20 protein-coding genes, 1 other RNA gene and 1 riboswitch are annotated in these 23,168 nt (G+C 72.5%); of the genes, 19 read left to right on the forward strand and 2 right to left on the reverse strand.

Features of this window, described 5'->3' with window-relative positions:
* The first annotated feature begins 45 nt into the window (after positions 1-45).
* The 12 genes from ACFO3Q_RS07425 to pepQ all read left to right on the forward strand — a co-directional run bounded on the left by ACFO3Q_RS07425 (position 46) and on the right by pepQ (position 15,284).
* The gene (locus ACFO3Q_RS07425) at positions 46-1,350 is read left to right on the forward strand and encodes a short-chain fatty acid transporter (RefSeq protein WP_377004012.1); all 1,305 of its coding nucleotides are present in this window, start codon (positions 46-48) and stop codon (positions 1,348-1,350) included.
* A gap of 205 nt (positions 1,351-1,555) precedes the next feature.
* Positions 1,556-3,073: a CoA-acylating methylmalonate-semialdehyde dehydrogenase gene (locus tag ACFO3Q_RS07430; RefSeq protein WP_377004013.1), complete on the forward strand. Its 1,518-nt coding sequence runs from the start codon at positions 1,556-1,558 to the stop codon at positions 3,071-3,073.
* Positions 3,074-3,083: 10 nt separating this feature from the next.
* On the forward strand, positions 3,084-4,238 hold the full coding sequence (locus ACFO3Q_RS07435; RefSeq protein ID WP_377004014.1) for an acyl-CoA dehydrogenase family protein: 1,155 nt from the start codon (positions 3,084-3,086) through the stop codon (positions 4,236-4,238).
* Positions 4,235-5,017, forward strand: coding sequence for an enoyl-CoA hydratase (locus ACFO3Q_RS07440; protein WP_377004015.1), 783 nt, complete (start codon positions 4,235-4,237; stop codon positions 5,015-5,017). Before ACFO3Q_RS07435 ends, ACFO3Q_RS07440 begins: the two co-directional genes overlap by 4 nt.
* Positions 5,014-6,162, forward strand: coding sequence for an enoyl-CoA hydratase/isomerase family protein (locus ACFO3Q_RS07445; protein WP_377004016.1), 1,149 nt, complete (start codon positions 5,014-5,016; stop codon positions 6,160-6,162). The genes ACFO3Q_RS07440 and ACFO3Q_RS07445 overlap by 4 nt, the downstream gene beginning before the upstream one ends.
* 46 nt (positions 6,163-6,208) lie before the next feature.
* Positions 6,209-7,099: a 3-hydroxyisobutyrate dehydrogenase gene (gene mmsB / locus ACFO3Q_RS07450; RefSeq protein WP_377004017.1), complete on the forward strand. Its 891-nt coding sequence runs from the start codon at positions 6,209-6,211 to the stop codon at positions 7,097-7,099.
* Between the two features lie 136 nt (positions 7,100-7,235).
* On the forward strand, positions 7,236-7,862 hold the full coding sequence (locus ACFO3Q_RS07455) for a superoxide dismutase (RefSeq protein ID WP_377004018.1): 627 nt from the start codon (positions 7,236-7,238) through the stop codon (positions 7,860-7,862).
* A gap of 256 nt (positions 7,863-8,118) precedes the next feature.
* Positions 8,119-8,772, forward strand: coding sequence for an epoxyqueuosine reductase QueH (locus tag ACFO3Q_RS07460; protein ID WP_377004019.1), 654 nt, complete (start codon positions 8,119-8,121; stop codon positions 8,770-8,772).
* Positions 8,773-8,998: 226 nt separating this feature from the next.
* Positions 8,999-9,178: riboswitch (cobalamin riboswitch) on the forward strand.
* A 124-nt stretch (positions 9,179-9,302) separates the two neighbouring features.
* On the forward strand, positions 9,303-11,117 hold the full coding sequence (locus ACFO3Q_RS07465) for a TonB-dependent receptor domain-containing protein (protein ID WP_377004020.1): 1,815 nt from the start codon (positions 9,303-9,305) through the stop codon (positions 11,115-11,117).
* 92 nt (positions 11,118-11,209) lie between these two features.
* Positions 11,210-13,504, forward strand: coding sequence for a DUF1631 domain-containing protein (locus tag ACFO3Q_RS07470; protein ID WP_377004021.1), 2,295 nt, complete (start codon positions 11,210-11,212; stop codon positions 13,502-13,504).
* Positions 13,501-13,845, forward strand: coding sequence for a PilZ domain-containing protein (locus ACFO3Q_RS07475; RefSeq protein WP_377004022.1), 345 nt, complete (start codon positions 13,501-13,503; stop codon positions 13,843-13,845). The genes ACFO3Q_RS07470 and ACFO3Q_RS07475 overlap by 4 nt, the downstream gene beginning before the upstream one ends.
* A gap of 122 nt (positions 13,846-13,967) precedes the next feature.
* Entirely contained in the window at positions 13,968-15,284 is a 1,317-nt protein-coding gene (gene pepQ / locus ACFO3Q_RS07480; RefSeq protein ID WP_377004023.1) for a Xaa-Pro dipeptidase, read from the forward strand.
* Between the two features lie 36 nt (positions 15,285-15,320).
* Here pepQ and ACFO3Q_RS07485 read toward each other — a convergent pair whose 3' ends face one another.
* Positions 15,321-16,646: an aminopeptidase P N-terminal domain-containing protein gene (locus tag ACFO3Q_RS07485; RefSeq protein ID WP_377004024.1), complete on the reverse strand. Its 1,326-nt coding sequence runs from the start codon at positions 16,644-16,646 to the stop codon at positions 15,321-15,323.
* 7 nt (positions 16,647-16,653) lie between these two features.
* On the reverse strand, positions 16,654-17,199 hold the full coding sequence (locus ACFO3Q_RS07490; protein ID WP_377004025.1) for a UPF0149 family protein: 546 nt from the start codon (positions 17,197-17,199) through the stop codon (positions 16,654-16,656).
* A gap of 135 nt (positions 17,200-17,334) precedes the next feature.
* Between ACFO3Q_RS07490 and ACFO3Q_RS07495 the strand changes: the two genes are divergently transcribed.
* From ACFO3Q_RS07495 to rpiA, 7 genes are all read left to right on the forward strand, one after another.
* A complete protein-coding gene (locus tag ACFO3Q_RS07495; RefSeq protein ID WP_377004026.1) occupies positions 17,335-19,608 on the forward strand; it encodes a putative bifunctional diguanylate cyclase/phosphodiesterase in 2,274 nt (757 codons plus the stop codon).
* Positions 19,609-19,662: 54 nt separating this feature from the next.
* The gene (locus ACFO3Q_RS07500) at positions 19,663-19,881 is read left to right on the forward strand and encodes a TIGR02449 family protein (RefSeq protein ID WP_377004027.1); all 219 of its coding nucleotides are present in this window, start codon (positions 19,663-19,665) and stop codon (positions 19,879-19,881) included.
* On the forward strand, positions 19,878-20,168 hold the full coding sequence (locus ACFO3Q_RS07505; protein WP_377004028.1) for a cell division protein ZapA: 291 nt from the start codon (positions 19,878-19,880) through the stop codon (positions 20,166-20,168). Before ACFO3Q_RS07500 ends, ACFO3Q_RS07505 begins: the two co-directional genes overlap by 4 nt.
* Positions 20,169-20,203: 35 nt before the next feature.
* Positions 20,204-20,391: non-coding RNA, 6S RNA (gene ssrS, locus ACFO3Q_RS07510), on the forward strand.
* A gap of 90 nt (positions 20,392-20,481) precedes the next feature.
* Positions 20,482-21,081 carry a 5-formyltetrahydrofolate cyclo-ligase gene (locus ACFO3Q_RS07515; RefSeq protein ID WP_377004029.1) on the forward strand — a complete coding sequence of 200 codons (600 nt, stop codon included), beginning with the start codon at positions 20,482-20,484 and terminating at the stop codon, positions 21,079-21,081.
* Between the two features lie 73 nt (positions 21,082-21,154).
* Positions 21,155-21,625 (forward strand): EVE domain-containing protein, encoded by a 471-nt coding sequence (locus ACFO3Q_RS07520; protein WP_377004030.1) that lies wholly within the window; start codon positions 21,155-21,157, stop codon positions 21,623-21,625.
* On the forward strand, positions 21,622-22,269 hold the full coding sequence (gene rpiA, locus ACFO3Q_RS07525) for a ribose-5-phosphate isomerase RpiA (protein ID WP_377004031.1): 648 nt from the start codon (positions 21,622-21,624) through the stop codon (positions 22,267-22,269). The genes ACFO3Q_RS07520 and rpiA overlap by 4 nt, the downstream gene beginning before the upstream one ends.
* Positions 22,270-23,168: the final 899 nt, after the last annotated feature.

Consider the following 23,168-nt stretch of genomic DNA (forward strand, 5'->3'; position numbering starts at 1 on the left):
GAGGATGCGGCTATCGTTCCGCGTCCTTCCGGTCGGAGCTTCCCGATGTTCCAGCGCATGACCCGGGCCTCGGTGCGCATCGTCGAGCGCTACCTGCCCGACTCCTACGTCTTCGTCCTCGTCTTCACGATGCTGGCCGCGGTCGGCGCGCTGACGGTCCAGCAGACCGCGCCGCTGGACCTGGTGCGGATGTGGGGCGGCGGCTTCTGGAGGCTGCTCGAGTTCTCGATGCAGATGGTGCTGGTGCTGGTCACCGGCTTCATCCTCGCCAAGACGCCGCCGGTGGCCCGCCTGCTGCGCTGGCTGGCGGGCTTCGCCGGCCAGCCGCGCAACGCCGTGGTGCTGGTGACCCTGGTGTCGATCGCGGCGAACTGGATCAACTGGGGCTTCGGCCTGGTGGTGGGCGCCCTGTTCGCGCGCGAGGTCGCGCGCCGGGTCGAGGTGGACTACCGCCTGCTGGTGGCCTCGGCCTACGGCGGCTTCATCGTCTGGCACGGCGGGCTCTCCGGCTCGGTGCCGCTCACCGTCGCCACGCCCGGCCACACCTTCGAGGCCGCGACCGGCCTGATCCCGACCTCGGCGACGCTGTTCTCGGGCTTCAACCTCGCCATCCTCGCGGCGCTCGCCATCGTGGTGCCGCTGCTGACCCGGGCGATGACCCCGCGCCCGGAGGACACGGTGGTGTTCCGCCCGGAGGAGGAGGCGCCCGCCGAACCGGCGCCGCAGGCACCGACGCCGGCGGACTGGATGGAGCACCACTGGATGCTGTCGCTCCCCGTCGGCCTCGCCGGCCTCGCCTTCCTCGCGCTGCACTTCGCCGACGGCGGCGGGCTCAACCTCAACATCGTGAACTTCGCCTTCCTGATGCTCGGCATCCTCCTGCACCGCACCCCGGCGCGCCTGCTCGCGGCGCTGAAGGAAGGCATCTCCGGTGCCGGGGGCATCGTCGTCCAGTTCCCCTTCTATGCCGGGATCATGGCGATCCTGGTGGAGTCGGGGCTGGCCACGACCATCTCGCAGGCGTTCGCGTCGTTCGCGACGGCCGACACGCTGCCGCTGTGGACCTTCCTGTCCGCCGGACTGGTGAACATGTTCATCCCCTCCGGCGGCGGCCAGTGGGCGGTGCAGGCGCCGGTGATGATCCCGACCGCCGAGGCGCTCGGCGCGGACCTGCCCCGGGTGGTCATGGCGATCGCCTGGGGCGACGCCTGGACCAACCTGCTGCAACCCTTCTTCGCCCTGCCCCTGCTCGCCATCGCCGGCCTGCGCATCCGCGACATCATGGGCTACTGCCTGATGCTGCTGGTGGCGACCGGCGCGGTGATCGTGCTCGGGCTGACCTTCGCCTGAGGCCCGCGGCAGGCGCCGCGGGCCGGCTTGCGCTGCAGCGCAGCAATACGCGGAGCGGCGCGCTCAATACACTTCCGGGGCTTTGCCCGGCCCCGCGCCTTCCGCGCGCCCCCGGCGCTTCGCCGACGCGGCCCCCGCCGCGCGCACCCTCCCGACCGGCCGGCCGCGCGCCGGCCCTGCACGAGCCGAGAACCCGGAGACCCCCATGAGCGATTCCCGCCCGACCGACACCCCGACCGTCAAGCTGTTGATCGACGGCGAGTTCGTCGAGTCCAAGACCACCGAATGGCGCGACGTGGTGAACCCGGCGACCCAGGCCGTGCTCGCGCGCGTGCCCTTCGCGACCGCGGAGGAGGTCGACGCCGCCGTCGCCAGCGCGCAGGCCGCCTTCAGGACCTGGCGCAAGACCCCGATCGGCGCGCGCGCCCGCATCTTCCTGAAGTACCAGCAGTTGATCCGCGAGCACATGAAGGAGCTCGCCGCCATCCTCACCGCCGAGCAGGGCAAGACCCTGCCGGACGCCGAGGGCGACGTGTTCCGCGGGCTCGAGGTGGTCGAGCACGCCGCGGCCATCGGCAACCTCCAGCTCGGCGAGCTGGCGAACAACGTCGCCAACGGCGTCGACACCTACACCCTCCTGCAGCCGCTGGGCGTGTGCGCGGGCATCACCCCGTTCAACTTCCCGGCGATGATCCCGCTGTGGATGTTCCCGATGGCCATCGCCACCGGCAACACCTTCGTGCTCAAGCCGTCCGAGCAGGACCCGATGGTCACCATGCGCCTGGTGGAGCTCGCGCTGGAGGCCGGCATCCCGAAGGGCGTGCTCAACGTCGTGCACGGCGGCCCCGACGTGGTCAACGCGATCTGCGACCACCCGGACATCAAGGCCGTCTCCTTCGTCGGCTCGACCAAGGTGGGTACGCACGTCTACAACCGCGCCACCCTGGCCGGGAAGCGCGCGCAGTGCATGATGGGCGCCAAGAACCACGCCGTCGTCATGCCGGACGCGAACAAGGAGCAGACCCTCAACGCCATGGTCGGCGCGGCGTTCGGCGCCGCCGGCCAGCGCTGCATGGCGGCCTCCACCGCGGTGCTGGTGGGCGAGGCGCGCGAATGGATCCCGGAGCTGGTCGAGAAGGCGAAGACGCTCAAGGTCAACGCCGGCACCGAGGCCGGGACCGACGTCGGCCCGGTCATCTCCTGCGCGGCGCACGCGCGCATCAAGGGCCTGATCGAGACCGGCGTGCGCCAGGGCGCGACGCTCGAGCTCGACGGCCGCGACGTCAGCGTCCCCGGCTACGAGAAGGGCAACTTCATCGGCCCGACCATCTTCTCCGGCGTGAAGCCGGGCATGGCGATCTACGACGAGGAGATCTTCGGGCCGGTCCTGGTGCTCCTCGAGGCCGAGACGCTGGACGAGGCCATCGAGATCATCAACGCCAACCCGAACGGCAACGGCACGGCGATCTTCACCCAGTCCGGCGCCGCCGCGCGCCGCTTCCAGGAGGAGATCGACGTCGGCCAGGTGGGCATCAACGTGCCGATCCCGGTGCCGGTGCCGCTGTTCTCCTTCACCGGCTCGCGCGCCTCCAAGCTCGGCGACCTCGGCCCGTACGGCAAGCAGGTGGTCACCTTCTACACCCAGACTAAGACGGTCACCGCGCGCTGGTTCGACGACGAGACGCTCGGCCACGGCGTGAACACCACCATCAGCCTGAAGTAAGGAGCGGGTCTTGGATTTCGAGCTTTCCGAAGAGCAGCGCGCCTTCCAGCAGGCCGCGCGCGACTACGCGCTGGCCGAGCTGGCGCCGCATGCGGCCGAGTGGGACGCCAAGGGCATCTTCCCGGTCGAGACCATCAAGAAGTCCGGCGAGCTGGGCTTCTGCGGCCTGTATGCGGCCGAGGACATCGGCGGCCTCGGCCTGCCCCGCCTCGACGCGGCGCTGGTGTTCGAGGAGATGGCCGCGGTCGACCCGTCCACGGCCGCCTTCATCACCATCCACAACATGGCGACGTGGATGATCGGCAAGTGGGCCACGCAGCCGGTGCGCGAGCACTGGGGGCCGCAGCTCACCGCCGGCGAGAAGCTGGCCTCGTACTGCCTGACCGAGCCGGGTTCGGGGTCCGACGCCGCCTCGCTCAAGACGCGCGCGGACAAGGACGAGGACGGCTACGTCCTCAACGGCTCCAAGGCCTTCATCTCCGGCGCGGGCGCGACCGACGTGCTGGTGGTGATGGCGCGCACCGGCACCGCCGGCGCCGGCGGCATCAGCGCCTTCGTGGTGCCGGCCGACGCCCCGGGCATCACCTACGGCCGCAAGGAAGAGAAGATGGGCTGGAACTCGCAGCCCACCCGCGGCATCACCTTCGAGAACGTGCGCATCCCGCTGGAAAACCTGCTGGGCGAGGAAGGCGACGGCTTCAAGATCGCGATGAAGGGCCTCGACGGCGGCCGCATCAACATCGCCACCTGCTCGGTCGGCGCCGCCCAGGGCGCACTCGACGCGGCGCGCCGCTACATGGGCGAGCGCAAGCAGTTCGGCAAGAACCTCTCCGAGTTCCAGGCGCTGCAGTTCAAGCTGGCCGACATGCAGATCCAGCTCACCGCGGCGCGCCAGATGGTGCGGCTCGCTGCCTCGCGGCTGGACTCGGGCCGGCGCGACGCCACCACCTACTGCGCCATGGCCAAGGCGTTCGCCACCGATGCGGGCTTCAGGATCGTCAACGAGGCGCTGCAGCTGCACGGCGGCTACGGCTACATCCGCGAGTACCCGATCGAGCGCCTGCTGCGCGACGTGCGCGTGCACCAGATCCTGGAAGGCACCAACGAGATCATGCGCGTGATCGTCTCCCGCGCGCTGCTCAAGAACGACGAGGACATCCGATGAGCGACTACCAGAACCTCCGGCTCGAGATCCGCCGCCACACCGCACTCGTCACCATCGACAACCCGCCCGCCAACACCTGGACGCGGGACAGCCTGAAGGCGCTGGCGCGGCTGGTCGCCGACCTCGACGCGAACCGCGAGGTCTACAGCCTGGTGATCACCGGCCAGGGCCAGAAGTTCTTCTCCGCCGGCGCCGACCTCAAGCAGTTCGCCTCCGGCGACAAGGAGGCCGCGCGGCCGGTGGCCGAGGCCTTCGGCGAGGCGTTCGAGGCGCTGTCGGCCTTCCGCGGCGTGTCCATCGCGGCGATCAACGGCTACGCCATGGGCGGCGGCCTGGAGTGCGCCCTGGCCTGCGACATCCGCATCATCGAGGAGCAGGCCCAGGTCGCCCTGCCCGAGGCCACGGTCGGCCTGCTGCCCTGTGGCGGCGGCACCCAGAACCTGACCGCCCTCGTCGGCGAGGGCTGGGCGAAGCGCCTGATCCTCTGCGGCGAGCGCATCGACGCACAGACCGCGCTGCGCATCGGCGTGGTCGAGGAGGTGGTCCCGACCGGCGGCGCGCTGGAGGCGGCGCTGGCGCTGGCGGCCAAGGTCGACCGCCAGAGCCCGTCCTCGGTGGCGGCCAGCAAGAAGCTCATCCAGCACACCCGCGACGGCCATCCGGCACGCGGGCTGGAGCTGGAGCGCGAGTACTTCCTGCAGCTGTTCGACACCCAGGACCAAGTCGAGGGCGTGAACGCCTTCCTCGAGAAGCGTCCGCCGCAGTGGAAGAACGCATGAACGAGGCGACCGAGGCCCCCGTCCTGTTCGAGGAGCGCGCCGCCGGCGGCGGTGCGCGCATCGGCATCGCCACCCTCAACGCGCCGAAGACGCTCAACGGGCTGTCGCTGGCGATGGTGGACCTGCTCGCAGAGCGGCTGGACGCCTGGGCCGCGGACGAGGGCGTCGCGGTGGTGGTGCTGCAGGGCGCCGGCGAGAAGGCCTTCTGCGCCGGCGGCGACCTGCATTCGCTCTACCGCGCGATGCAGGCCCAGCGCGCGGAGCGGCCCGGAGACGTGCTGGCCAACGCGTATGCGCGCGACTTCTTCGAGCGCGAGTACCGGCTCGACTACCGCATCCACACCTACCCCAAGCCCGTGCTCGTGTGGGGCCACGGCATCGTCATGGGCGGCGGCATGGGCCTCATGGCCGGCGCCAGCCACCGCGTGGTGACGGAGGCTTCGCGGCTGGCCATGCCCGAGATCGGCATCGGCCTGTTCCCCGACGTCGGCGGCAGCTGGGTCCTGAGCCGCCTGCCGGCGCGCACCGGCCTGTTCCTCGCGCTCACCGGCGCGCAGGTCAACGCGGCCGACGCGCTGTTCCTGGGGCTGGCCGACCACCTCGTGGAGCAGGCCCGCAAGGACGAGGTGTTCGCGGCCCTCGCCGCCGTGGAGTGGACGCGACGGCCGGATGCCGACGCCGCGCGCCTCACCGGCGTGCTGCGCGCGCATGCGCCGGCCGCGCCCGCGCCGGGCCCGCTGCGCACGCACTTCGACGCCGTGCGCGACGCCTGCCTGCACGCCTCCCTGCACGAGGTCGTCGCGGCCATCCAGGCCCTGCCCGAGGGCGACGCCTGGCTCGACCGGGCCCGTGCCACGCTGGCCAAGGGCGCACCCGGCTCCGCGCGGCTCGCCTGGGAACTGCAGCGCCGCTGCCGCCTGCTGTCGCTGGCCGAGGTGTTCCGGCTGGAGGCGGTGGTGGCCCTGCACTGCGCGGCGCACGGGGACTTCGCCGAGGGCATCCGCGCCCTGCTGGTGGACAAGGACCAGTCGCCGCGCTGGAACCCGGCCACGCTGGATGCCGCGGACGCCGCCTGGGCCGCGCGCTTCTTCGACAGCCCCTGGGGCCAGACCGACCATCCGCTCGCCGACCTCGGCGCGGAGTGACCGCCGGCGGCGTTCCGGCGCCGCCCGCACCCAACCGGAGAGAGCAATGACCCGCATCGCCTTCATCGGCCTCGGCAACATGGGCGGCCCGATGGCCGCCAACCTCGCCAGGGCCGGCCACGACGTCCACGTCTTCGACCTGGTGCAGGCGGCCATCGACGCCGCCGTCGCCGCCGGCGCCACGGCCGCCGGCTCCGCCCACGAGGCCGTCGCCGACGCCGAGGTCGTCATCTCGATGCTGCCGGCCAGCCGCCACGTCGAGGGCCTCTACCTCGGGGACGACGGCATCCTGCCCCGGATCGCCGAGGGCGCGCTGCTGATCGACAGCAGCACCATCGCGCCGGCCTCCGCACGCAAGGTCGCCGAGGCGGCCGCCGCGCGCGGGCTGGCGATGCTCGACGCGCCGGTCTCCGGCGGCGTCGCCGGCGCGACCGCAGGCACCCTCACCTTCATCGTCGGCGGCGACGCCGCGGCGCTGGAGCGCGCGCGCCCCTACCTGCAGGCCATGGGCAGGAACGTCTTCCACGTCGGCGGCAACGGGGCCGGCCAGGTCGCCAAGCTCTGCAACAACATGGCGCTCGGCGTGATCATGGCGGTCACCGGCGAGGCCATCGCCCTCGGCGTCGCCAACGGGCTCGACCCGAAGGTGCTGTCCGACATGATGGCCGTCTCCACCGGCCGCAGCTGGGCCACCGAGGTGTGCAACCCGTGGCCGGGCGTCATCGAGACCGCGCCCGCCACGCGCGGCTACACCGGCGGCTTCGGCAACGACCTCATGCTCAAGGACCTCGGGCTCGCGGTGGAGGCCGCCATGCAGTCGGGAACGCCGGTGCCGCTGGGCGAGCTGGCGCGCAACCTCTACGCCATGAACAGCAAGGCCGGCAACGGCGGGCTGGACTTCTCCAGCGTGGTCAGGCTGGTCGCGCCGAAGGCGTGATCCCCGCGCCGGCTTGTCCTCCGGCCGGCGCGTCCCCAGACACTGCGTGCGGATATCGTCACTCCCGCCCGCGACATCGACGCCTATCATGGCCGGCCACGCCGCTGCGCGGCCGCCACACAAGAAGGAGACTCCCATGGCATACACCCTTCCCGACCTCCCCTACGCCTACGACGCGCTCGAGCCGCACGTCGACGCGCAGACCATGGAGATCCACCACTCCAGGCACCACAAGACCTACGTCGACAAGCTCAACGATGCGGTCAAGGACACCGAGTTCGCCGACCGCCCGATCGAGCAGCTGATCGCCGACATCGACGCCCTGCCCGAGAAGATCCGCACCGCGGTGCGCAACAACGGCGGCGGCCACGCCAACCACAGCCTGTTCTGGCAGGTGATGGCGCCGAACGCCGGCGGCCAGCCGGAGGGCGAGCTGGCCGCGGCCATCGACCGCGACCTGGGCGGCTTCGAGAAGTTCAAGGAAGCCTTCACCGCCGCGGGCGTCGCCCGCTTCGGCAGCGGCTGGGCCTGGCTGGTGACGGATGCCTCCGGCAAGCTCGCCGTCGAGCACACCGGCAACCAGGACAGCCCGCTGATGAAGGGTATCGGTTCCGGCAACACGCCGATCCTCGGCATGGACGTGTGGGAGCACGCCTACTACCTGAAGTACCAGAATCGCCGCCCGGACTACATCGCGGCGTTCTACAACGTCATCGACTGGAAGGAAGTGGCGCGGCGCTACGCGGAGGCCAAGGGCCAGTAAGGCCGCCCTCCCGCAGGACCCCGAGGACGCCGGCCACGTGCCGGCGTCTTCGCATCGGCCTGCGCAGGAGCGGCTCCGCCGCGCGATCCGGTCCGCGCGGCGCGGGCATGGACTGTCACGGTCGCTCCCGCATCCCGGGGCGCAGCCGGCCTCGCGTCTCCGCGGCGTTCAGCGTCGACATGCGCGGCACGGCCGGGTGGCGGATAATCGCCGGCCCCGCTCCACCTTGCGGCGCCCGCGCGCCGCCCGCCGACCCATGACCGAGTTCGTTCGCGAGAAGCTCACCCTGCCCGACGGCCACGACAGGCTGCTGCTGCATTCGTGCTGCGCGCCGTGTTCGGGCGAGGTGATGGAGGCGATCACCGCCTCCGGCATCGACTACACGATCTTCTTCTACAACCCCAACATCCACCCGGTGAAGGAGTACCTCCTGCGCAAGGAGGAGAACATCCGCTTCGCCGAGAAGCACGGGGTGCCCTTCGTCGACGCCGACTACGACACCGACAACTGGTTCGCGCGCGCCCGGGGCATGGAGGACGAGCCGGAACGCGGCATCCGCTGCACCATGTGCTTCGACATGCGCTTCGAGCGCACCGCGCTCTACGCCCACGAGCACGGCTTCAAGGTGATCTCCAGCTCGCTGGGCATCTCGCGCTGGAAGAACATGGCCCAGATCAACGACTGCGGCGTGCGCGCGGCCAGCCGCTACGAGGGCATGACCTACTGGGACTACAACTGGCGCAAGGGTGGCGGCGCGGCGCGCATGATCGAGATCTCCAAGCGCGAGCGCTTCTATCAGCAGGAGTACTGCGGCTGCGTCTACTCGCTGCGCGACACCAACCGGCACCGCCGGGCGCAGGGCCGCGAGCGGATCAAGATCGGGATCAAGTTCTACGGCGACGAAGAGTGAGGCGAGGGCGGGAAACGGAGACGCGTCGCCGCCCCCGCTTCCCGCGCCGTCCGGCTCACGCCTCCGCAGCAGCGGCGGTCCTCCAGGCGAAGACGCACGGCACCGCTCCTGGACGTTGCGCCCGCCCACGCAGGCGGAACGACCGGCCCCGCCCGGCCACGCCGACCGTTGCGCCCGCCCGGCGGCAGCGTCCCAGGCGCGCCGCCCCAGCGCCCCCGCCATGCCCTAAACTCCGCGCCGCCGCAGGTGCTCGGGAAGCCGGTTCGAATCCGGCGCTGCCCCCGCAACGGTAAGTCGCTCCACTCCGGTCGAGATGCCACTGCGCCCCAAGGGCGCGGGAAGGCGGCCGGCGCACCTCCGGGTGCAGGCGGCGAGCCCGGAGACCGGCCTGCGGTACGCCCTGCACGACCGCGGGCGTCACCGGCGCGTCGCGGAGGGCGACCCAGCGGGACCGCAGGCGGCGCGCGTCGGGCGCGCCGGCGCGCCCGTGCGAGCGTTCCTCCGCTGCGCTTCATCGCTCTGGAGAACCGATGCACCACCGCCTGCCCGCCGCCCTGATCGCCCTCGCCTGCCTGCCGCCCGCGCCCCTCGCGCTCGCGACGGACGCGGCCACCCTGGACCGCATCGTGGTCACCGCCGCGCGACGCGCGCAGACGGTCGACGAGGCGCTGGCCTCGGTCACCCTGATCGAGCGCGCCGACATCGAGGCAAGCCAGGCGCCCGACCTCATCGACCTCCTCGGACGGCAGGCGGGCATCGACATCGCCCGGACCGGCGGGCCCGGCTCGGCCAGCACCGTCTTCCTGCGCGGCGGCAACTCCAACCACGCCCTGGTCCTGGTGGACGGGATACGCGTCGCCTCCACCAACAGCGGCGGCTTCGACTTCGCCCACCTGCCGCTGGAGCAGATCGAGCGCATCGAGATCGTGCGCGGCCCGCGCGCCGCGCTCTGGGGCTCCGACGCCATCGGCGGCGTCGTCCACGTCTTCACCCGCGCGCCCGGCCAGCATGCGCGGGTGCACGCCGGCAGCCACGGCCGCGCCGGCGCCAGCGCCGGCTTCGGCATCGGCGACCGCGAACACGGCTTCGGCATCACCGCGGGCTACGACCGCCTGCGGGGCTTCTCGGCCACCCACCCCGGCTTCGGCCCCGGCCACGATCCCGACGACGACGGATACCGCAACCGCAGCCTCGGGCTGCAGGGACGCACGCGGCTGGGCGCGACGCACACGCTCGGCGCGGTCCTGCTGGCCACCGATGCGGACGTCGAGTTCGACCAGGGGGAGACCCGTGCCGAGCATCGCACCGGCGGCCTCACGCTCGCCGGCGCGCCCACCGCGGCCTGGAACCACAGCCTGAGCATCGGCCAGAGCCGCGACGACCTCTCCACGCCCGTCTACGGCAGCCGTTTCGCCAGCCGGCGCGAGAGCCTGGACTGGGTCAACACGCTCGCAGCGACGCCGGACCAGACCGTGAGCGCGGGCCTCGCCTGGCAGCACGAGCACGGAGCCTCGCTCGACGCCTTCAGCGGCACCGTGTTCGACCGCAGCCGCCGCAACGCGGCGGGCTTCCTCGGCTGGAGCGGCACCTTCGGGGCGCACCGGCTCGAGGCCTTCGCGCGCCACGACGACAACGGCCAGTTCGGCGGTGCGACCACCGGCAGCGCCGCCTGGGGCTGGCAGGCGAACGAACGCCTGCGCACGCGGCTGAGCTGGGGCGAAGGCTTCCGTGCGCCGAACTTCAACGAGCTCTACTATCCGGACTTCGGCTACGGCTACGCGGGCAATCCGGACCTGGCGCCGGAGCGTTCGCGCACGGTCGAGGCCGGGGCCGATCTCCTCCTGCCCGCCGGCCAGCGCGTGAGCGCCACGGCCTACCGCAGCCGCGTCGACGACCTCGTCGCCTTCGCGGGCGAGGACTTCCAGGCGGTGAACGTCGCCCGCGCCGAGATCGACGGCGTGGAGCTCGACTACGCGTGGCGGCAGGGCCCGTGGCGGCTCGACGCCAACGCGACCTGGCTGCGGACGGAGGACGCCGCCACCGGCGCGCGCCTGCTGCGCCGCGCCGGTCGGAGCGCGCACGCGAGCATCTCGCGCACCGTGGGGGCGGCATTCGAGTTCGGGTTCGACCTCGACCACACCGGGAATCGCGACGACGTCTCGACCCGCCTCGGCGGCTTCACGCTGGCCCACCTGCGCCTGGCCTGGCGACCGGCGCCCGCATGGACGCTGCAGGCGCGCATCGAGAACCTGACCGACAAGGACTACGCCTGGGCGGCCGGCTACGCCACGCCCGGGCGCAGCGGCCTGCTGAGCCTGCGCTGGACGCCGCAGGCGAACCGCTAGGCGGAGGCTGCTGCACAAGCGGCGGGCCAGCGCCTATGATCGGGGCCGGCCCGCCCCGCGGGCCTCAGGGGAAACACGAAAAACTCATGGCCATGTCGTCTGCATTCCCGAGGCCGTCGGCGGAGCACGGCTCGGCGACGATCGTCTCGCAGTGCCTGCCCGACCGGGTGCGGCGCATCCTGCTGGGCCTGCTGGAGCTGGCGGCCGACGAGGTCGAGCGCGGCCTCAACGCCACGCTGGCCGACTTCGAGCAGCAGTTGTTCAAGCTCGCCGAGCAGTCGCGCAACGCCGCCGAGCAGGCCGCCTACTTCGAGACCCAGCGCATGGTCCGGCGTAACCGCGCCGACCTGCTCCCGCGCTACCTGATCGCGCTGGAGGACGCCCTCGCCACGATCCGCAGCGCGCCCGCCGCGGCGCCCGCGCAGGGCCAGCCGCGCCCGCCGTCGGTCGGGGAGCTCGCGCTGGTGGACACCCGCGAGATCGACGAGAGCACCGTGCTGCGCGAGATCGGCGCGCGCGCCGAGAACCGCGCCGCGCTCCAGGTCTACCTGCTGGGCCAGCGCTTCGGCGTGCTCGCCGCGCGCCCGGCCTACGACGCTGAGACCCTGCCCATCGGGCCGCACCGCCTGTGCCGGATGCTGCACGCCACCAGCGACTGCCTGGGCATCGACGTCGACGCGAGGCTGTTGCTGCTGCGCGTGTTCGAACGCCAGGCCATGCCCGCCTATCCCGCCTTCGTCGAGTCCGCGAACGCCTGGCTGTGCGAACAGGGCGTGCTGCCGACCCTGCGCTTCGTGCCGGTCCGCGCGCGGCCCGCGGCGCGCGACCGCCGGGCGCCGCGCGATGCCGACGCCGCGCCCGGCGCCCGGGTGGCGGAAGCCCCGCCGGCGTGGACGACGGTCCCCGGCGCCAGCGCCAGCTTCGACGTGCTGCGCCAGCTCCTCGCGGGCCGGCGCGCGCTGATCGGCAAGTTCGCCCAGGACCCGGCGCGACAACTGGCGGCCGCGGTCGACCTGCCGCCACCCGCCGCACCGCCGGCAGGCCCCGTCAGCCCGATCCCGGCGCAGACCCTGCAGGCCGCGCTCGCGCGCCTGCAGCGCGAGGCGCCGCCGCCGGGCGGGAGCGGCACCGCGATACCGCGCATCAAGCAGGACGTGCTCGCGCAGCTGCGCGCGGCCGCCGGCGACGCCGCCGCGCCCGTGCTCGAGGACGAGGACAACGACACCATCGACCTGATCGGGCTGCTGTTCGAGCACCTCATGAAGGACGTGCGCCCGAACTCGCCCGCCGCGGGCCTGCTCGCCAGGCTCCAGGTGCCGCTGGTGCGGGTGGCGCTGCGCGACAAGAGCTTCTTCAGCCGCCCCGCGCATCCCGCCCGCGAGATGCTCAACAACATCGCCGAGTCCGGCATGTGGCTGGCCGAGGACGACGCCGACGGCAGCCTGGGTCAGCGCCTCGAATCCGTGGTCGACCGCGCGGTCGCGGAGTACGACGACGACGATGGGCTGTTCCAGACCCTTTCCGACGACCTGAGCGGGCACCTGCAGACCCTCGCGCGCAAGGCCGAGGTCGCGGAGCGACGGCACGTGGACGCGGCGCGCGGCAAGGAGAAGATGGCGCTGTCGCGCCTGCGCGCGGCCGAGACGCTGGAGCAGGTCCTGGAAGGCCGCCGGCTGCCGCGCTTCGTCCGCAGCCTCCTGCGCCAGGCCTGGACCGACGTGATGGCCCTGGCCGCCCTCCGCCACGGCGAGGGCTCGGAGGAGTGGAGACAGAGGATCGGGATCGCCGAGCGGATCGCGGACGCCGCCGATGCCGCCGGCGGCGGGCGCGGCCTCGCCGGCCCGGACGCGGAGGCGCTGCGCGCGCGGATCGAGGACGCGCTAGCGCAGGTCGGCTACCACGACGCCGAGGCGCAGGCCATCGCGCTGCGGCTCACCGACGCCGACGGCGCGAGCGGCGACGACGGCGCCTCGCGCACCGAGCTGGCGATGAAGCTCAAGGCCCGCGCACGCCTGGGCGAGGATCGCGAGGCAGCGAACCAGGCGGACCTCGGCGCGCCGCTCGACGCGCGCGAGCGGGCCTGCCTGGAGCAGCTGCGCGCGCTGCCCTTCGGCACCTGGTTCGAGTTCGCGATCAACCAGCAGGGCGATCGCGTGCGGCGGCGCCTGTCGTGGTTCAGCACGGTCACCGGCAACACCCTCTTCGTGAACCACCGCGGGCAGCGCGTCGGCGAGTACGGCATGGACTGGCTGGCCCGCGCCATGGCCAACGGCCAGGTTCGGCCGGTGACGGCCGAGGACGGCAGCCTGCTCGACCGCGCCTGGGGAGCGGTCGTCTCGGCCCTGCGCTCCTTCGCCGCGCGCGTTCCGGTGGGTGCCGGCGCATGAACGAGTACCGCCGCAGTCGCCGCCGCAGCGCCGCGCATCCCATCGCCGTGCGCGACGCCATGACGGGCGAGGAGGTCGGGCGCATCGGCAACCTGTCCGAGAGCGGCCTGCTCCTCATCGGCGGCGCACCCCTGACCGAGGACGCGCTCTACCAGTTCAGATTCACCCTCGAGGTGGGCGATGTCCGCCGCACGCTCGAGGTGGGCGCCCACCAGCTCTGGTCCGACAGCGCCTCCACGCCGGGTCAGTTCTGGGTCGGCTTCCGCTTCATCGACATCGCCCCGGACGCGGTCGCCCACGTCAGGGCCTGGATCGACGCACCGGGCGGGCAGTACGTGTAGCGGCCGGGCGGCGCGCGGCGCTCCGGATGACGGGCGCCGCCTGCCCCCGGGCTTCCGGCACGGCATCCCCGCGGACACCTTGCGGCACAATCGGCGGCTCCCTTCGTTCGAGGACGCCGTCCATGCCCCAGGAACCCGCAGCCGCCTACCGCGACCACGTCCGCACGCTCGCGGCCCGGTGCGACCGCGCGCTCGAGCGCGGCGGCTTCGATCACCTGCTGATCGCCGCAGGCGTGGAGAAGTACCACTTCCTCGACGACCACGCCTATCCCTTCCGCAGCAACCCGCATTTCCTCCACTGGGCGCCGCTCGTGCATCACCCGCACAGCTGGATCGCCTACACCCCGGGCTCGACGCCGCTGCTGGTCTACTACCAGCCCGACGATTACTGGCACCTGCCGCCCGACGCGCCCAGCGGGTACTGGACCGAGGCCTTCGACATCCGCGTCATCCGCACGCCGGACGAGGCCGCCGCGCTCCTGCCGAAGGGCCGGGCCGCGGTCATCGGCGAGGCCGACGCCGCCCTGCCCGGCATCGAGCCGAACAACCCGCAGGCGGTGCTCGACCACCTGCACTACCACCGCGCCTTCAAGACACCCTACGAGCTGGCATTGATGCGCCAGTCGCAGCGCCGCGCCGTGCCCGGCCACCTCGCCGCCCGCCAGGCCTTCCTGGACGGCGCCTCCGAGGACGCCATCCACCGCGCCTACCTCGCGGCCACCGCGCACAGCGACCTCGACCTGCCGTACGGCAGCATCGTCGGCCTGGACGCGCACGGCGCCACCCTGCACTACCAGTACAAGCAGGCCACGGCACCGGCACGCGCGCGTTCGCTGCTGATCGACGCCGGCGCCGACCACCTCGGCTACGCCACCGACATCACCCGCACCTGGGCGCGCGAGCCCGGCGTCTTCGCCGACCTGGTGGACGCGGTCGAGCGCGAGGAACTCGCGCTCTGCGACGCGGTGCGCGCCGGTGCCGACTACAAGGCCCTGCACCTGGAGGCGCACCTGCGCCTGTCGGGCGTCCTGCGCGCGCTCGACATCGTGCGCATGGACCCGGCCGACATGGTGGCCACCGGCGTCAGCGCGACCTTCTTCCCGCACGGGCTCGGGCACCTGATCGGGCTCCAGGTGCACGACGTCGGCGGCTTCCTCGCCGCCGAGACCGGCGGCAGCATCGCACGTCCCGACGGGCATCCCTTCCTGCGCCTGACCCGGGTGCTGGAGGCCGGCATGGTCGTGACCATCGAACCGGGCCTCTACTTCATCGACACCCTGCTCGCCCGTCTCCGCGAAGGCCCGCATGCCGCCGCGGTGAACTGGGACGCGGTCGACGCCCTGCGTCCCTACGGCGGCGTCAGGATCGAGGACGACGTGGCCTGCACCGAGGCGGCGCCGGAGAACCTCACCCGCGACGCCTTCGCCGAGGTCGCCTGACCCGGGGAGGGTCCACCACCGGAACGCACGGCGGGCCTAGCCCGCCATGGCCGCCTCGATGGCCTCGATCTCGCGCGGCACGGCGTCGGTGAGCACCTCGCAGCCGTCGCCGATCACCAGCACGTCGTCCTCGATGCGGATGCCGATGCCGCGCCACCGCGGCGCGACGCTCCGGTCGTCCGGCGCCACGTAGAGGCCGGGTTCGACGGTGAAGACCATGCCCGGCTCCAGTTCGCGGAACTCGCCGTCGATCCGGTAGTCGCCCACGTCGTGCACGTCCAGGCCGAGCCAGTGCCCGGTCTTGTGCGGGTAGAAGCGCCGGTACGCCGCGGAGCCGAGGTTCTCCTCCAGCCCGCCCTGCAGCAGGCCCAGCCGCAGCAGCCCCTCGGTGACGGTCCGCACGGCGGCCTCGTGCACCGCGTTCCATGGCCGGCCGGGCCGCACCTCGGCCAGCGCCGCGCGCTGCGCCGCCAGCACCAGGGCGTAGAGCGCGGCCTGCGGCCGGGTGAAGCGCCCGGAGGCGGGAAAGGTCCGGGTGATGTCGGCGGCATAGCCCGCGACCTCCGCCCCCGCGTCGACCAGCACCAGGTCCCCGGGCCGCACCGGGCCGTCGTTGGCGACGTGGTGCATGACGCAGGCATTGGCGCCCGCGCCGACGATGGGCGGATAGGCCGCCACCGCGCCCCGGCGCCGGAAGACGTACTGCAGCGCCGCCTCGATCTCGTACTCCCGCTGCGCCGTGCGCGCCGCGCGCATGGCCGCGAGGTGCGCCTCGGCCGAGATCTCCGCCGCACGTCGCAGCAGGCGTACCTCGTCGCGGCTCTTGAACAGGCGGAACTCGTGGAGCAGGTGGCCCAGCTCCAGGAACTCGTGGCTGCCGCCGTCGCGGCGCCGGCCATGGGTACGGATGCGGTTGACCCAGCCGATCAGCTTGAGGTCGAACTCGGTGTCGCGGCCCAGGTGGTAGTAGACCCGCGCCCGTCCCTCGAGCAGCCCCGGCAGGATCTCGTCCAGGTCCTCGAACGGGAACGCGTCGTCCACACCCAGGCGTGCGACCGCGGCGTCCGGCCCCAGCCGCGGACCGTCCCAGGCCTCGCGCTCCGGGTCGCGCTCGCGGCAGAACAGCAGGACCTCGCCGTGCGCGCGGCCGGGCACCAGCACCAGCACCGCGTCCGGCTCGCCGAACCCGCACAGGTACAGGAAATCGCTGTCCTGCCGATACGGGTACAGCGTGTCGTGGCTGCGCACCCGTTCGGGTGCGGCCGGGACGACGACGATGGCGTCGTCGCCGGCCATGCGCATCAGCTGGCGGCGCCGGCGCGCGTACTCCGCCGGACGGATGCCTGCCCCGCTCGCGCCCATGGTCCCGCTAGTTCAGACGCCGCCGGTGCTGCGGCCCCAGGACGCAGTCGCCGTGCAACAGCAGCGCCGCCACCCGGACGAATTCCGTCACCTCCTGCAGCGCGCCCTCGTCGCCCTCGGCGTCCTCGTAGCTGAGCCGCGAGCCGGCGATGCGGCCGAGGTCGTCCAGCGCCTCGCGCGCGTCCTCCGAGAGAAGGTCCGGCGAGGGCGCCGCCAGGCCGAAGCCGCCCAGGAACCCGCGGCACCACCCCAGCAGCGCCTCGGCGCGGCGGTCCAGCGCGTCGCGCTCGTCCGGCAGCAGCAGGACGAACCCGAACTGCGGGTCCTCCAGTTGCGCCACGCTGGCCGCCCGCAGTGCCGCCAGGGCACCGTCGGGCGCGGGCGCGCGCTCGGCCTCCAGCTCGAGCTGGGCCAGCCAGTGGTCCTGCACCCGCCCGCCACCGCACAGGAACCCCGAGAGCGCCCCATGGACCTCTGCGGGCTCGGCGGCCACGCCGAGAAGGGACAGCTCGTCGGCGACGGCACGATGGGAGGGCAGATCGGAATCGGTCACGGTCTGGCGCAGGGACGGGGTCGGGCGGGGGGCGTGCAGTGTAGCAGCGCGGCCGGGCGCCACTTGTTGGGGCCTCCTGCGGCCCCCTACACTGCCCGGCGGGGGATCATCTCGCTTTCGGAGTCGCGTGCGCACATGGCGCGCCCAGCCGGTTCATCGAATCTGACGCACCGGCTCGTCTTCGCGCTGTGTCTCTGCCTGTGCGCCACCGACGCCTCGGCGGCGGACGCCGGCGTCGCCGTCCCGTCGCTCCTCGTCGCCGGCGCGCTGGCCCTGCTGGTGCCGGCCTGGTGGATCCTGCGCACCCGCCGACGCCGCGAGGCGGCCCTGCTCGCCGAACTGCGCCGCCGCGAGGAACGGCACGCGCTGGCGCTGTGGGGTTCGGGCGACGAGTTCTGGAGCTACGACGTGGCGGGCGACGTCCTGCACCGCCAGGGCCGCGACGCGGGCCACGAGGAGGTGCTCCAGGGCAGCGCCTGGCGCGAACTCGTCCATCCGGACGACCGCACCGCGCTCGCCCAGGCGCTGGAGGAGCATCTCGCCGGCAGGCGCGACAGCTTCGAGGCCGAACTGCGCATGGCCAACCGCCGCGGCGAGTGGCTGTGGATCCGCTCGCGCGGCAAGGTGGTGGAGCGCGACGCCGAGGACCGCCCGCTGCGCGTGGCCGGCACCTCGCGCGACATCACCGCCGAGCGCCGCGACGAACGCGAGCGCCGCATCGCCTCGCAGGTGCTGCGCAGCATGAACGAGGCGGTGGCCGTGGTGGACCTGCAGTTCCACTTCGTGGCGATCAATCCCGCCTTCACCCGCATCACCGGCTACGAGGAGGCGCAGACGCTGGGCCACCCGAGCCGCCTGCTCGACAGCCAGCAGCACGACGCCGGCTTCTACCGGCGCATGCACGACGCGCTGGTTCGCCAGGGCCACTGGGCCGGGGAGATGTGGCAGCGGCGCCGCGACGGCGAGGAGTTCCTGTGCTGGCTGCAGGCCTCCGAGGTGTGCGACGAGGCCGGTGCGCGCACCCACTTCGTGATCGTGCTCTCGGACATCACCGACAAGAAGCGCGCCGAGCAGGAGCTGCGCTACCTCGCCAACTACGACACGCTCACGGGCCTGCCCAACCGGGCCCTGCTGTCGGAGCGGCTGGCGCGGGCGATCGTGCGCGCCCGCCGGCGCGGACGGCGGGTGGCGGTGCTGTTCCTCGACCTCGACCGCTTCAAGGACATCAACGACTCGCTCGGCCACGCCGCGGGCGACCGCATCCTGAAGTCGGCCGCGGCGCGCCTGCTGGAGACGGTCGGCACCACCGACACCGTCGCGCGCCTCGGCGGGGACGAGTTCACCGTGGTGATCGAGGACATCGAGGACCTGCCGGGCGCCGAGGCGGTGGCGGCCGACGTGCTGGCGGCCTTCGCGCGCCCGCTGGAGATCGACGACCGGCAGGACGTGACCATCAGCCCGTCGGTCGGCATCAGCCTCTACCCCGACCACGGGCTCGCGCCCACCGAGCTGATCAAGTTCGCCGACACCGCGATGTACCAGGCCAAGGCGCTCGGCCGGAACACCTACCAGTTCTACACCGAGGCCATGGATGCGGAGTCGCGCCGCCGCGCCACCATCGCCAGCGCGCTGCGCAAGGCGCTGGAGCGCGACGAGCTGCGGCTGGTGTTCCAGCCGCGCCTGTCCCTGATCGACGGCCGCATCACCGGCGTGGAGGCGCTGTTGCGCTGGTGCAGCGCGGAGCTGGGGGAGATCCCGCCGACCACCTTCGTCCCGCTGGCCGAGGAGAGCGGGCAGATCCTGCGCATCGGCGAATGGGTGCTGCGCGAGGCCTGCGCCGCGCTGGCGCGCTGGCGCCAGCACGGGCTCACCGACATCGCGATGGCGGTCAACGTGTCGGTCCTGCAGCTGCTGCGCGGCAACCTGCCGGAGGTCATCGCCGAGATCCTGCAGGAAACCGGCGTGCCCGCCTCGCGGCTGGAGCTGGAGGTCACCGAGAGCATGGTGATGGCGAACGCGGCGCAGAGCACCGCGGCCCTGCACGCGCTGCGCAAGATCGGCGTCAGCCTGGCCATCGACGACTTCGGCACCGGCTACTCCTCGCTGATCTACCTCAAGCGCCTGCCGATCGACACGCTCAAGATCGACAAGGAGTTCGTCGGCGACATCACCCACGACCCGGACGACGAGGCCATCACCGCGACCGTGATCACCATGGCGCACTCCCTGGGCCTCAACGTCATCGCCGAGGGCGTCGAGACCGAGGACCAGTTGGCCTACCTGCGCGAGCAGGGCTGCGACGAGATCCAGGGCTTCTGGCTGTCGAAGCCGCTGGACGCGCAGCGCTGCATGGCCTTCGTGCACACCTGGCAACCCTCGACCATCGCCGCGGTGCCGCCGCCCTACTGAGGCTGCGGCCCCGTATTGACCGGCCGCTTCCCCCGCCCCTATCGTCGTCCCGCCATGACCGAGCCGCCCGCCGATCCTCTGCAGACCCTCACCGCCCGCGTCGCGGCGCTCGCGGAGCTGTGCCGGCGCCTCGCCGACGAGAACCGCAGCCTGCGGCACAGCCAGGAGCAGCTGATCGCCGAGCGCGCGCAGCTGGTCAGCAAGAACGAACAGGCGCGCGCACGGGTGGAAGCCATGATCCACCGCCTCAAGGCGCTCGAGGACAACGCATGAGCGATCCCGTCAACGTCCGCATCCTCGACCGCGACTTCCTCGTCGCCTGCCAGCCGGAGGAGCGCGACGGCCTGCTCGCCGCGGCCCAGCTCCTGGATGCACGCATGCGCGAGATCCGCGGCAGCAACCGCATGGTCACCATCGACCGCGTGGCGGTGCTGGCCGCGCTCAACCTCGCGCACGAGTTCATGCAGCTGAAGACCGCCAGCGAGGCCCGCGACCGCGAGATCGCGCGCACCGTCGACGAGGTCGAGCGCACGCTGGAGCAGGTTCTCCCGGGCCGTTGATCGCCGCTTAATCCTGCGGCGCTATACTGCGCACGTATCCTCTGCTGTGCCCGACAGCGTACGCCAACATTTGCCTTGTCCCTTAATGACGACCACGGGATCCCGGTAACCGGCGTTCGTGTGCATGTCCGCCACGTGCGGAAAGCCTGAGCACGCCGGCCGCGTTCCCACCTGATCCTCGGGATCAAGGTCGTTGCGTACGCATCGCCACGGCGGAGGATGCATTGATGCCCGATGCGTCGCGCGGCCCGAACGGCCACGCGGCGCATCATCGTTTCTGGCGGCCGTACCGCCACCGCCGCCGGGGAGCCCGTTGGACCAGACGCCACAGCCCGCACCGTCCGAACGCGACGCGCTCCGGCGCCGTCTCCGCAGCGCCCGCGCCGCCCTTCCGGCCCTGGCCCGCATCGAGGCCGCCCAGGCGGTCGCCGAGCGCCTCCAGGCACACCCCGCCCTTCAGCAGCCCGGCTACGTCGCGGGCTACTGGGCCGTGGCCGGCGAGCTGCCGCTGCATGCGGTCCTCGGCCTCCTGCCGGCGGGGGCGGTGTACTGCCTGCCCCGCCTGCACCCGGAGGGCCGCCTGGTGTTCGCGCCCTGGCGCTTCGGCGACAGCGTCACGCCGAACCGCTTCGGCATCCCGGAGCCGGACCTCGAACTCGCAAGCTGCCTGGAGGCGACCGAACTCCACGCCGTGCTGGTGCCGCTGGTCGGTTTCGACCGCCGCGGCAACCGCCTCGGCACCGGCGGCGGCTGGTACGACCGCACCTTCGCCTTCCGACAGGAGAGCGGCGCCCCGCCCTGGCTGGTGGGCGTCGGCTTCGCCGAGCAGGAGATCGCGGCCGTGCCCGCCGAGGCCTGGGACGTGCGCCTGGATGCCGTGGTCACCGAGCGCGAGCTGATTCTCCCGGCCTGAGGGGCGCATCGGCACGGGCGACGGACCGCGGCTTCACGCGATAATGCGCGCTTCCCTTCCGCCCGGAGACACCATGCCGCGCTACTGGCTGATGAAGTCCGAACCCGACGACTTCTCCATCGACGACCTCGAGCGGGTCGGCGTCGAGCCTTGGACCGGCGTCCGCAACTACCAGGCGCGCAACTTCATGCGCGAGGCGATGCGGCCAGGCGACGGCGTGCTGTTCTACCACTCGAACACGAAGGTGCCCGGGATCGCCGGCGTTGCCGAGGTCGTGGGCGAGGCCTATCCGGATCCGACCCAGTTCGATCCCGCGAGCAAGTACCACGATCCCAAGAGCCGCCCGGACGCACCGCGCTGGTGGCTGGTGGACGTGCGCTTCGTCCGCCGGCTCCGCGGCGTGATCCCGCTGGAGCGCATCCGTGCCGAAGCCGAACGGCTCGGCGAGATCGAACTGCTGCGCAAGGGCAGCCGCCTGTCGGTCGCCCCGGTGAGCGCCGCGCAGTGGAAGCACCTCCTTTCCCTGGAACCCGAAGCCCGATGAGCCTCAGCAAAGACGACGAGAAGCGCCTGTCCGCGGAAGCGGCCATGCAGTACGTGAAGGACGGGGACGTGGTCGGTGTCGGCACCGGCAGCACCGTCGCCTTCTTCATCGACGCCCTGGCGGCGCGACGGCACGACATCGCCGGCGCCGTCTCCAGCTCCGAACAGAGCACCGAGCGGCTGCGGGCGCACGGCATCCACGTCATGGACCTCAATGCCGTCGGTACCGTACCGGTCTACGTCGACGGCGCCGACGAATGCGACCCGCACAACCGGCTGATCAAGGGCGGCGGCGCCGCCCTCACCCGCGAGAAGATCATCGCCGAGGCGGCCGAGCGCTTCGTCTGCGTGATCGACGCCGCCAAGCAGGTGGACGTGCTGGGCCGGTTCCCGCTTCCGATCGAAGTCATCCCGATGGCCCGCAGCCTGGTGGGCCGCGCCATCGTCCGGCTCGGCGGCCAGCCGGCGTGGCGCGAGGGCGTCGTCACCGACAACGGCAACTGGATCATCGACGTGCACAACCTGCGCATCGCCGATCCGGTGGACCTGGAGAACCGCCTCAACCAGATCCCCGGCGTCGTCAGCGTCGGCCTCTTCGCCCGCCGCCCGGCGGACGTGGTGATCGTCGCCGGGAAGACGCGCTGAGCGGACACGCTGTGGACCCCGTCTCGCCCATTTTCGCAGGGGCTCTGGCAGGCGGCTTCGATCACGCGTGATGCGCGTGAGTCCGACAGCGGCCGCTCGCCTCGCAAGGGCGGCCGGCAAGGCCGGCCGACCAGCGCCCGGCGCCCTGAGATCAGGCGTGCAGCACGACCGGAAACGGCGCCTTCGGGCGCCGTTTCTTTTGGGGTACGGGGCGACAGCGGGGATCGGGCCGCGCCAGGCAGGGCGAGCCTCTTGATCGGCGGATGTGGCGGCGGCGGCGGGATGCAGTGCGAGGCCTCCGCGTACGGGGACGCGAGCGCAGGGCGCACGGGCTCGGGGCTCGGGGCTCCGGGCTCCGGGCTCCGGGCTCAGCGACAGCCGCCCATCGCGAGCCCAGCTCGACCTGCTCCGCGCCATCACGTGCGGCCGTGTGTGTCGGGTGGGTGGGTGAGCCGATACGAGACAGTACCCGCACTTCTGGCGCCAGAGGTCACACCGGTCGAGACCGGCACTCCACCGCGTGCCGCACCATGGATCGGCGGATGTGGCGGGGGCGTCGGGATGTCGTGCGAGGTCTCCGCGGACGCGGGCCCAGGGCTCGGGGCTCGGGGCTCCTGCTCCTGCTCCTGCTCCTGCTCCGGCTCCGGCTCCGGGCTCCGGGCTCGGGTCCAGGCTCAGCGACAGCCGCCCGTCGCAAGCCCAGCTCGACCTGCTCCGCGCCATCACGTGCGGCCGTGTGCGTCGGGTGGGCGGGTGAGCCGATACGAGACAGCGCCCGCGCTTCTGGCGCTAGGGGTCACACGGGTCGAGACCGCGCTCCACCGCGTGCCGCACTACCGAGTCGGCCCTGAAGAATCCGCCTCTCATCCCCGTGCGGGTACCGTTGGCTGCGATCCAGC

The sequence above is a fragment of the Coralloluteibacterium thermophilum genome (assembly GCF_042654365.1).
Taxonomy (GTDB): domain Bacteria; phylum Pseudomonadota; class Gammaproteobacteria; order Xanthomonadales; family Xanthomonadaceae; genus Coralloluteibacterium; species Coralloluteibacterium thermophilum.